Source organism: Flavobacterium facile (assembly GCF_036321945.1).
Classification (GTDB): domain Bacteria; phylum Bacteroidota; class Bacteroidia; order Flavobacteriales; family Flavobacteriaceae; genus Flavobacterium; species Flavobacterium facile.
Genome location: NZ_JAZAYT010000027.1, coordinates 119,738 through 130,522, shown reverse-complemented (window position 1 = coordinate 130,522; position 10,785 = coordinate 119,738). Strand labels below are relative to the sequence as shown.

The following is a 10,785-nucleotide window of genomic DNA, read 5'->3' as shown; positions in this document are numbered from 1 at the left end:
TTTCATTTTGTCTAATTTCAGAATAACTTTTTTGGTCTTTTTAATTGACCAAAAGTTATTTCCGAAATAGGCTTGATTTATGCTATATAGTTAGTGATTTCTTGATTCATTTTTTCTTGAGGTGTTTTGTACCCTAAAACCTTTCTAGGTCTATTGTTTAGAGTTAATTCAGCATGTTTTAGTTGTTTGTTTGTTATGGTGTTAAAATCAGTTCCTTTAGGGAAAAAACGCCTAATTAAACCGTTCGTGTTTTCGTTAGTTCCACGTTCCCAGGAAGAATAAGGATTAGCAAAATATATATCCATTCCAGTGTTATTTGATAGCCATTTGTGATTTGCCATTTCCATTCCGTTGTCGTAAGTCATTGATTTTACAGTGTATTTGGGTAGTGTTTTCAAGTGTTTTGCAAATTGTTGTGTCACGGTTTCGGATTTTCTATTTTCTAATTTAATAATGAAAACATATCTTGTTTTTCTTTCTACAATTGTTCCGATGGCACTTTTTTGTCCTACACCAATCATTAGATCTCCTTCCCAATGTCCAACTTCGTTTCGTAACTCAACACTGTTGGGTCTTTGGCTAATATTTACTTGGTCTTTGATTCGTATTTTGTTTTTTCCACCTTTTCTATTGTATCTTCTTTTGGAATGATGATAGGGTAGAAGTTGTATGAGTTTTTTGCCTAATCTTGACTGTCTATGTTTATAAATATGCTGATAAATTGCTTCATGAGAGATTGTCATAATACTATTGTTAGGATAATCAATTTTAATTCTTCCAGCAATTTGTTCTGGCGAAAAACCACATAATAAGCCTCTGTAAACAAATAGTTTAAGTTTTTTATGAGTATTTATTTTATCAAGATTTCTTTTGTTTAAATACTCTTCTTTTGCAAAGAAATCTGCTAAAGTTGCATTGTATTTATCGGTTGGTTTGTGCATCCAACTATTTATTTCTCGAGTAATAGTAGAACGATTTCTATTTAGATGCTTTGCAATATAACTTTTAGACTTATTTTCATAGAGTAAAGTCTCAATAATAATGCGTTCATTTAGTGTAAGTCGTTTGTGCTTTTTTTCCATAATTCAACAAAGATAAAAATTATCATTTGTTGCATTAAGTTATTGAATTCTCCATTGATATTAATCCAGTTTTACCACTAGATAAAGTTAAAACTTGATTGATTGTTGCAGTGTCAGCATAGGAGACAATTGCAACTTTATTTAATCCTGTAGGATTGTTTGCTAACGAAAAGATGTTATTGATGAAATCTATAGCTGCATCTTTTGCATGATCCATAGAAGTCTCAGGGCTACCGCTCGTCATACTTCCAGATCTATCAATAACTAGAACAACTTCTAATGGTCTAGCTATTGGGTTAGCACCCACAACTTTTAATTCTACATCAATAATACCACACGAACTTACATTTTGAACAACTGTTTTTGTTGGTGTAATAGTTTGTCCAAACGTAAGAGAAGATGAAAAAACAAGTAATATTTTAAGATATATGTATTTAACATCTCGAATTTTTCTGAAAAATTGTATAAATTTTTTCATATCAAATTATTTTAAGGTTGAATCTGACGAAATCAATTGTCATTAGAATTAATTACAAGGGTGTGTAATGATGAATTAGCGTAGTAATTTTTACATATACTTGAAGAAGCAGTTATTTGAGTGCAACACCATTTGTTAATAGGTGTTCCAGCTGGTACGGTAACATGAACAAAAAAAGTTGAAGTTTCTCCAGAATTTACTGAGATAGTAGAAATTGAATTTAAATTAATATCTGTAAATGATATGTTTAAAACTACATTGGATGTAGTGCTACTATTATCGCTATTGCTACAGCTTCCATTTGTATTTTGAGAAGATAATGTGTAAATGTCATTACTAATGCCATTATTGGTAATAGTCATTTTGTAATAAGTTCCACTACTAGAAGTACTTCTTGTTTTTCTACCTTTTGATACATCTAAATTAGCACTACAAGTTTGTGCAAAACTAAATGCTGAATTAAAAATTAAGAAAATAATAATTAGTTTATATTTTAGTGAAGAAATAAAAACCGTTACTGCGTATAAAGTTTGTTTTGTTCTCATATTCAATTTATTTTAGGGTTGAAGTAACTTTAAAAATTAAGATGACAATTCCTCTTCAGTTTAGTTTTCTAAACTGTTATTTAATTAAATTAAAATTTCTAAAAATGAGTTTTCTCCTGATTTCTTAAAATATTATTGGGGAATATTTTTAAGTGTAGTGGAGATTTAGGTTAAGTCGACAATTTTTAATAGAACTAATTGAGAGATGAATAGTTTTTAAATTAATGTAACATTTTTTGTTTTTTTTATCTTAAAAATGTCTAAGATAAGTTAAGGTTTTTCTCTATTAAAATTTTTATATTCTATATAAATAAATGTGTTTGTTATGGTTTTATATTTCAAATTTAAAGCAATTATTTTCAATGATTAACACAAATTTGTATAAAATCGTTATACGGTATTATAAAATCTTTTAAATACAATTATCTGTTAATTAAATGTTTAAAATGCATTATATAAAGTTTTAAATTAAATTGTTTTTTTAAGTTTTGTTTAAAGCTTGTGTTGTGGAGTTCTTTTGAATTTATTTTTAGAATTTAAGCTATTCTTATTCTAAAAAATAAAAAGAGAAGATTTTTATTCAAATTAATTATCAAGTAGTTTTTTAATTAATTCGCCTTATTGTCCAGGATTGAATTCAAATTTAATTTAATTTTTTTGTATTTTAACATACAAATGTGGTAAAATCGATATAAAGTATCATAAAATCTGTTAAATACAACTTATTGGTATGTAAATAGTTAAATTTTTTACTTACTTTTAATTTTCACTAAATTAGTAACATATGAAAAATTTGATTTTAATACGACATGCGAAATCTAGTTGGGATTTTCCTTTAAGCGATATTGACAGACCGCTTTCTCAAAGAGGCATTAATGATGCTTTTTTAATATCCTCCAAAATAAATAAATTTCTACCAAATAAGTTTGTAGTATGGAGTAGTGCAGCGAAACGAACGAAAGAAACATGTTATATTTTTGCTCAAAATTTGTTAATTCCTATCGAAAATATTATCTTTAGAAAAGATTTGTATACTTTTGATTACAAAGAATTACACGACAAAATCAGATCATGTGACAACAGGTTTGAAAATATCATTTTGTTTGGTCATAATGATGCTATCACCAATTTTGTAAATAAATTTGGAAACCAACATATTGATAATGTGCCTACATCTGGAGTTGTACAAATTGAATTTAATGAAGATAATTGGTTAAACATAAAAAAGGGAAAAGTTAAAAATATACTCTTTCCAAAATTAATTAGAAGTAAAATAAAGAATGAATCCATACATTGATAGAGAAAAAAGCTGGTTAACATTTAATGCGAGAGTGCTACAAGAAGCTGCCGATCAAAATGTTCCCTTATTAGATAGATTGAGGTTTTTAGGTATTTTTTCCAACAATTTAGACGAATTTTTCCGCGTTAGATACGCAGCAATTAGAAGAATGAGTCTTGAACATATAGACACAAAACCTATTTTAGGCGATATTAGTGCCGATCAATTGTTAAAAGATATTACAGAAATTGTAATTGAACACCAATCGGAAAGTTTAAGAATATTAAACGATATCGAGAAAAAATTAGAAAAAGAAGGTATTTATATCATCAATGAAAAAGAAATCAATAAAGAACAAGAAGCCTTTATCAAAGATTTTTTCATTCAAAAAGTAAGTCCAGAATTAGTTACAATCATGTTAAATGATTTGGTCGAATTTCCTTTAATTAAGGATACTTCCGGATATTTAGCCGTGAAATTAGTGATGAAAAAAAACAAAGCAGGTATCATTTCTCAATTATTAAACGATAGAGAAATCAGATATGCTATTGTAGAAATCCCGAAAACCATCAACAGATTTGTAGTTTTACCAACTAACTCTGAAAAACAACATATTATTCTTCTTGACGATGTTATCCGATACAGCATTGATAGCATTTTTAATATTTTCGATTATGAAAGTATTGACGCGCACATGATTAAAATTACCCGTGATGCTCAATTAGAATTTGATTCCGATTTAAGTAAAAGTTTTATAGAAAAAATTTCGTACAGCGTTAAAGAACGTAGAGTAGGTGAGCCTGTTCGATTTGTTTACGATCAAGGAATTGATGAAGACACTTTGGAATTTTTCCTAAACAGAATGAAAATTGATAGTTCCGATTCGATAATTCCAGGTGGAAGATACCATAATCGTAGAGATTATATGGATTTTCCGAATTTAGGTCGCTACGATTTATTATATAAACAAAATGTTCCGTTGCCTATTCAAGGTTTAACCTTAGACGGAAGTATGCTGGAAAGTATCAAAGAAAAAGATTACTTATTACACGCGCCTTACCAATCGTTTTCGTACGTAATTCGATTTTTAAGAGAAGCTGCTTTAGATCCGAAAGTACAATCGATAAAAATAACATTATATCGTTTGTCTAAGAATTCACAAATTGTTAGTTCGTTAATTAACGCTGCAAAAAACGGTAAAAAAGTAACAGTTCAAATTGAATTGCAAGCGCGTTTTGATGAAGCAAGTAACATTTCTTACGCAGAACAAATGCAGGAAGAAGGCATCAATTTAATTTTTGGTGTGAAAGGCTTGAAAGTACACAGTAAAATTTGTGTCGTAGAACGTGTTGAAAAAGATGATGAAATTACAAGATACGGTTTTGTTTCAACAGGAAATTTCAGTGAATCATCTGCGAAAATTTATACAGATGTGACTTTATTCACAAGCGATAACAGAATTTTAAAAGATATTTCTAAGGTTTTTGAATTCTTCGAAGTAAATTATAGAGTACATCGATACAAACACTTAATTGTCTCGCCACATTACACACGTTCTCGTTTCGTAAAATTAATTGAAAGAGAAATAAAAAATGCTTTAGAAGGTAAGCCTGCTTATATTAATCTGAAAATGAATAGTTTATCGGATTATAAAATGATTGATAAATTATACGATGCAAGTTTGGCTGGTGTAAAAGTTAAATTGATAATTAGAGGAATTTGTTGTTTGGTGCCTGGCGTGAAAAAACTAAGCGAAAACATCGAAGCTATTAGTATTGTTGATAATTATTTAGAACATTCGCGTTTATTTATTTTCTGTAATAATGACGATCCGGAAGTGTTTATTTCTTCTGCTGATTTTATGACCAGAAATATTGATGCTAGGGTAGAAGTAACCTGTCCGATTTATGATATTGAAATAAAAAAAGATTTAATTGAAACTTTTGAAATCGGTTGGAAAGCCAATGTGAAAGCACGTTTACATTCTGATAAGTTTGAAAATCAATACAGAAAACGTGGTGACGAAAAGCCGTTTAGAGCCCAACAAGAAATGTACAAACATTATCAAAACAAATTAGAAGTTATTACCGAAATTGTATAGATTTTTTTTAAAAAATTAGAGTTAAGTAAATCTTGTTTAACCAATTTATTTAATAAATCCGTGAAAATCTGAGTAATTCGTGGTTAAAAAAACAAATTAATGATTCAAATAAAAAAATATGCTGCAATAGATATTGGTTCCAACGCCATGCGTTTGTTAATCATGAACATTATTGAGCAAAAAGGAAAAGAAGTACAATTTAATAAAAGTGCCTTAATTCGCGTTCCCATTCGTTTAGGACAAGATGCATTTACCGTTGGCGAAATATCTGAAGAAAACATCGACAGAATGATTGATGCTATGAAAGCTTTCAAATTATTAATGAAAGTTTACAAAGTTGAAAAATATATGGCTTGTGCTACTTCTGCGATGCGTGAAGCCTATAACGGAAAAGAAGTTACAGAAATCATCAAGAAAAAAGCAGATATAAAAATTGAAATTATCGATGGAAAAAAAGAAGCCGCAATTATCGCTTCTTCAGATTTACATCAGTTTATAAAAACCAACGAAAACTATTTATATGTAGATGTTGGTGGTGGAAGTACCGAATTTTCACTTTTTTCTGATGGAAAAATGGTGGTTTCTAAATCGTTTAAAAATGGAACCGTCCGTTTGTTGAACAATATGGTGAATGAAGTCGTTTGGCAAGAAATTGAAAAATGGATTAAAATCAATACGGAAGGTTTAGATAATATCATCATGATTGGATCTGGTGGAAATATTAATAAAACCTTCAAATTGTCGGGTAAAATGCAAGACAAACCTTTGACTTATAAATACTTAAAAACACAGTTTGATTATTTCAACTCATTAACTTACGAACAACGTATTGCCGAGTTAGGTTTAAATACTGACCGCGCCGACGTAATCATTCCAGCACTTACCATTTACTTAAGTGCTATGAAATGGAGTGGAGCTAATCATATTTATGTACCAAAAATCGGATTATCTGATGGTATCGTGAAAGCGATGTATTTTGATAGGATATAGATATATATAAAAAGGACTTTAAGTTAAATTAAAGTCCTTTTTATATTATTAGTGTGATTTAAATATTAATTTCTAAATTCCCAAACACTTCAAATTTTCAATAAAATAAGTGTCTGGAGTAGTTTCTGTTTTATAAATTTCTGATTTAATTTTAGGTTTAATTACAAAATTTATATCACCAGTATTAGCTGTAATTTTTATTAAATACACTTTCTCTGTCTTTAAATCTGTAAAGTTTTCAGGAGTAAAATAAAAAAAACCAGATAAAATACGTAAGTTGTTTTTATTGATTTTGTCGTATTGCAATTCGTTACAAGTTTCTAAATTAACAGAGTTAATCAATTTAACTTGTTTTCCATTAGAAAGTTCTAATAGTATTTTAGTGTTTTTGTCAATGCAAATTGGAGATAAAAAATCTTTACTTTTTTGTAAATACTGAAAGTTTACTCCTAAAACACCATCAACTTCAAACATTTTAAAAGTTAAAAAAGAGGTGCTATTTCCAAAAACATTTTCATCAATTATCTCATCGGTAAGAACTCTTGTGCTAGTAGTGTCAGTAACGATATTTATTTCAAAATCACAAAGCTTTTCTTGAGAAAAAGTAATGTTTATAAATAATAGTAATGCTATTGTTTTTATGAATGTATTCATTTTTGGATTTTATATTTTATTGCAAATTAAAACAATTTTTTCGTCATTTATGTTGGTGGTGAAAAATGTATAGACATTTCCGCCTTCGGCAATTTTATATTTCTTTCTAATTTCTTCTACCGCTAATGGAAAATTACGTGTGGTAATGTTCATTTTCTTTTTTTCAATATGTTTTTTTAATTCTTCTTTTTTAAACGGAATAACAGTTTCAATTATAAAACGTCTACCCGGAAAATGAATCAATTTCATATTCGTAAACAAGTAAGAATGTGGGTGTAACTTGTCAATCTCTAAAGTTTTACTCAAATTATCTGAACACCCGGATTTTAATAATGGCGCATTCGGTTCGTATAAAAACATCTTGGGTAGATCAAAAGTAGTTGGTGTGTTTTTTCCTAAAATAAAACGGTTTGTATCCGTTTTTTCTTTTTGAATGTTTACGGAAGTAATTTCAATTTCACCAGTGTATTCTTTTTCTAAAACCCATAATAACTCTTTTACTTCATTGTCAATTGCCACAACATGAATAGATTTTATGTGATTTAATTCATTAATTCCGGCTGTAATATCTAAGATTGGAGCGGTTTTAATTAAGATGTTTTTGCTTTTTGAAAAGTATAAATCTAAATTCGCTGGAACATTCGGTAAACAATCTTTTAATAAAAATACTTTACCTTTTATGTCGCTTCTTCTGCTCGGGTCAATATAAATCCAATCGAAAATTGTTTCAGAATCCGTTAAAACTTCTGTGCTATTTTGTGCTAAACAGTCAATATTGTTGACGTCTAACTTTTCGTAATTATGTTTTACAATTTCTGAAAGTTCTGTGTTTTTTTCACAATGAACCACTTTTTCAAACTTTTTCGAAAAATAATAACAATCTATACCAAATCCGCCAGTTAAATCGATAATTGATTTTCCTGAAAGTAAGTCGGCTTTATATTTTGCTGTAATTTCTGAAGAAGTTTGTTCAATAGAAATACTTGGTGGATAATAAATATTATCAGTATTAAACCAAGTTGGTAATTTGTTTTTCGATTTATTTTTCGAAACAATTTGATTGATAATTTCTTTCCAATCTATTTCTGGAAATGGATTTTTCGACAAAGCTAACGTTGAAACATTTGCTTGTAATGAATTGTTTATGAAATCCTGAATTTCGGTTGTGAGTATGCTTAAATCCATTACAAACTTCTGGTTAATATTCCTATAAAAGTATTTTCAGGATAAAATTCTTTCAAAACAACTTTTACAGCAGTGTAAATTGGTATCGCTACAATCATGCCTGCAATTCCAAAAAGTGTTCCAGAAATAATCGTAACTAAAAATATTTCTAAAGGATGAGAATTGGTACTTTTTGAAAAAATAATCGGCTGACTGAAATTGTTGTCAATTAATTGTACTAAGAAATACCCAATAATCACATATAAAGTTGTTGGTAAGACCACTGTTTGAAAATCTTGATTAATATGTCCCAACATCGTTAAAAAGGCCGTCATTACAAGTGCAATTATTGGTCCGATATAAGGAATGATGTTTAAAATCGCGCCTAATAAAGCAATAATAAAAGCGTTTTCCACACCAAAAATTAGCAATACAATTAAATACATTACAAAAACGATTAATAATTGCAATAATAGTCCAATAGCATATTTTGCTAACATATTTTTTATTCTCAATAATGAAGCAATGATGCGCCATCTGTTATTGTCAGGTAAAACGGCACGTAAATTATCCGTTACTAATTTTTGATCATTTAATATAAAAAAGCAAATAAAAATTATAGAGAATAATGCCATTCCGAAATTCCCAATAGAACCAATAATAGAGTTTAAGATATCAGTAATAAAGTTAAAATTAAAGGATTGTGTGAATTTATTCACATTAAAATACTTTTCATAATTTATGTCATAAGCTTGTAGCCAAACATCAACATTATTTAAGAAAAGGGATGAGTTTTTTTCTAACGAATTAATATCAAGTAAGGATAAGTTTTTACTTTGACTTAATATTAATGGTACGAATAACATTATGATTCCGAAGATGATTAAAATAAAAAGTAACAAGGAACTTACAATCGCTAAAGTTCTACTAAATTTAAAGCGTTTTTGAAAAAAACTGCAAATTGGTTCAGCAACAAAACTCAAAAGAATAGCTGCAATTAAATAAATGATAATGGATGAAATAGAAATCAAAAAGTATCCACATAAAGCAATTCCTAAAAGGATAAATATGGTTCTAAGTAAAGCGTTAGAAATGTCTTTAGATTTTATCATTGTTATTTTTTTCAAATATAAAAAATCCCGAATAGTTTTTCAACTATTCGGGACTAATTTATTAATTATATTTTTTTAAATACTATCTGAAAGAAGCTCTAGAACCACCAACGTTAAAAATGGCTAACATTCTAGTTTTTTGACCTCCAGAGAACATGTACATTCCTCTGTCGTCAGTGTAGTCCATGTAATTCATATACATTTCTAATGGTGTTCCAGTACAAGTACTTCTGTGTCCTACTGCAGGAACTCCATAATTTGCTGTATTATGAACTGGAGTGTCAGAAACTAAATCTGATCCACAAGTTGCATCACCCCAAATATGACGTAAATTCATCCAGTGACCTACTTCGTGAGTTGCAGTTCTTCCTAAGTTAAATGGAGCAGTAGCTGTTCCAGTTGTTCCTAGATATTTACTGTCAATAACAACACCGTCAGTTGCAGATGCTCCACCTGGGAACTGTGCATATCCTAAGATACCACCACCGATTGTACAAACCCAAAGGTTTAATTTTGTAGTTGGTGTTACTGCTGTCATACCGCCTTGAGTACTAGATTTCATTGCGTCATTAGTTCCCCAAGAAGTCTTTGTAGTAGATTTTCTGATAACTTGGTCTAAAACGAAACGAATTCCAACATTAGCTCTAACGCTGCTGTATGGATTGTTTGCAGTATTGTAATCTGAATTAGTTGCATTAAAATCTTTATTTAATACATCAATTTGAGATTGAATTTGAGCTAAAGAAATGTTTTCAGCAGTAGTTCTGTATAATACATTTACTACAACTGGAATTTCTATTACTCCATTTACAATTCTACCATTAGCAACAGCTTGGGCAGCTTTTAATTCAAATTCTTCCATTCTATTTGCTAAAGTAGGATCTGCAGCAAGTTGATTTTTCAAGTGTTCATCTGAATAACAACCTCTTTTTCCAACATTTTGTGCTAAATTTCCATCAGTAGTAGTGATAGAATCTTCTTGCTTGTTACAAGAAAAAAGCAAACTTACAATAGCAAGTGATAAAACAATTTTTTTCATAAAAATTTAATTAATTGGTTAATTAGTGATGCAATATTAATTGTAAGAATTTTAATTTCAAAGAAAAAGTTATATTTTTAGATAAAATTCAATAAAATAAGTAAAAAACAGATTATTTTCTATTTTTATGGTTTAATTTTGTTTATAATTTAATAAAAATAGTTGTTTTATTTTGTGAAATATAAAATTTATTGCTTTTATGATTGATAAATCACTAATATTTTATTTAATATATTGAATTATTATAAGAAATATATTAAAAACGAATTCTGTTTTTTTAAGATTTGTTTAAAATTATTTTTTCTTACAAAATGAAGTGCCTTTAAATACAGTAAATTTTA

10 protein-coding genes are annotated in these 10,785 nt (G+C 28.5%); 3 read left to right on the top strand and 7 right to left on the bottom strand.

What is annotated here, in order from left to right:
• Nucleotides 1-77 precede the first annotated feature (77 nt).
• The 3 genes from UEQ13_RS02790 to UEQ13_RS02780 are packed head-to-tail and all read right to left on the bottom strand — an operon-like array spanning nt 78 to nt 2,105.
• Nucleotides 78-1,082 carry an IS30 family transposase gene (locus UEQ13_RS02790; RefSeq protein WP_329804339.1) on the bottom strand — a complete coding sequence of 335 codons (1,005 nt, stop codon included), beginning with the start codon at nt 1,080-1,082 and terminating at the stop codon, nt 78-80.
• Between the two features lie 34 nt (nt 1,083-1,116).
• Entirely contained in the window at nt 1,117-1,560 is a 444-nt protein-coding gene (locus tag UEQ13_RS02785) for a VWA domain-containing protein (RefSeq protein WP_329804876.1), read from the bottom strand.
• A gap of 32 nt (nt 1,561-1,592) precedes the next feature.
• Complete coding sequence (locus UEQ13_RS02780) at nt 1,593-2,105, bottom strand: hypothetical protein (protein WP_329804875.1); 513 nt, start codon at nt 2,103-2,105, stop codon at nt 1,593-1,595.
• 784 nt (nt 2,106-2,889) lie between these two features.
• Here UEQ13_RS02780 and UEQ13_RS02775 point away from each other — a divergent pair.
• The 3 genes from UEQ13_RS02775 (at nt 2,890) to UEQ13_RS02765 (ending at nt 6,475) form a co-directional block, all read left to right on the top strand.
• Nucleotides 2,890-3,402 (top strand): SixA phosphatase family protein, encoded by a 513-nt coding sequence (locus tag UEQ13_RS02775; RefSeq protein ID WP_329804874.1) that lies wholly within the window; start codon nt 2,890-2,892, stop codon nt 3,400-3,402.
• The gene (ppk1, locus tag UEQ13_RS02770) at nt 3,386-5,485 is read left to right on the top strand and encodes a polyphosphate kinase 1 (protein WP_329804873.1); all 2,100 of its coding nucleotides are present in this window, start codon (nt 3,386-3,388) and stop codon (nt 5,483-5,485) included. Before UEQ13_RS02775 ends, ppk1 begins: the two co-directional genes overlap by 17 nt.
• 99 nt (nt 5,486-5,584) lie before the next feature.
• The gene (locus UEQ13_RS02765) at nt 5,585-6,475 is read left to right on the top strand and encodes a Ppx/GppA phosphatase family protein (RefSeq protein ID WP_329804872.1); all 891 of its coding nucleotides are present in this window, start codon (nt 5,585-5,587) and stop codon (nt 6,473-6,475) included.
• Nucleotides 6,476-6,547: 72 nt separating this feature from the next.
• On the opposite strand, the gene UEQ13_RS02760 is transcribed toward UEQ13_RS02765, so the two are convergent.
• From UEQ13_RS02760 to UEQ13_RS02745, 4 genes are all read right to left on the bottom strand, one after another.
• Nucleotides 6,548-7,129 carry a hypothetical protein gene (locus tag UEQ13_RS02760; RefSeq protein WP_329804871.1) on the bottom strand — a complete coding sequence of 194 codons (582 nt, stop codon included), beginning with the start codon at nt 7,127-7,129 and terminating at the stop codon, nt 6,548-6,550.
• 9 nt (nt 7,130-7,138) lie between these two features.
• Nucleotides 7,139-8,314, bottom strand: coding sequence for a THUMP-like domain-containing protein (locus UEQ13_RS02755; protein WP_329804870.1), 1,176 nt, complete (start codon nt 8,312-8,314; stop codon nt 7,139-7,141).
• The gene (locus tag UEQ13_RS02750) at nt 8,314-9,405 is read right to left on the bottom strand and encodes an AI-2E family transporter (protein ID WP_329804869.1); all 1,092 of its coding nucleotides are present in this window, start codon (nt 9,403-9,405) and stop codon (nt 8,314-8,316) included. The genes UEQ13_RS02755 and UEQ13_RS02750 overlap by 1 nt, the downstream gene beginning before the upstream one ends.
• A gap of 82 nt (nt 9,406-9,487) precedes the next feature.
• Complete coding sequence (locus UEQ13_RS02745) at nt 9,488-10,444, bottom strand: zinc metalloprotease (protein ID WP_329804868.1); 957 nt, start codon at nt 10,442-10,444, stop codon at nt 9,488-9,490.
• Nucleotides 10,445-10,785: the final 341 nt, after the last annotated feature.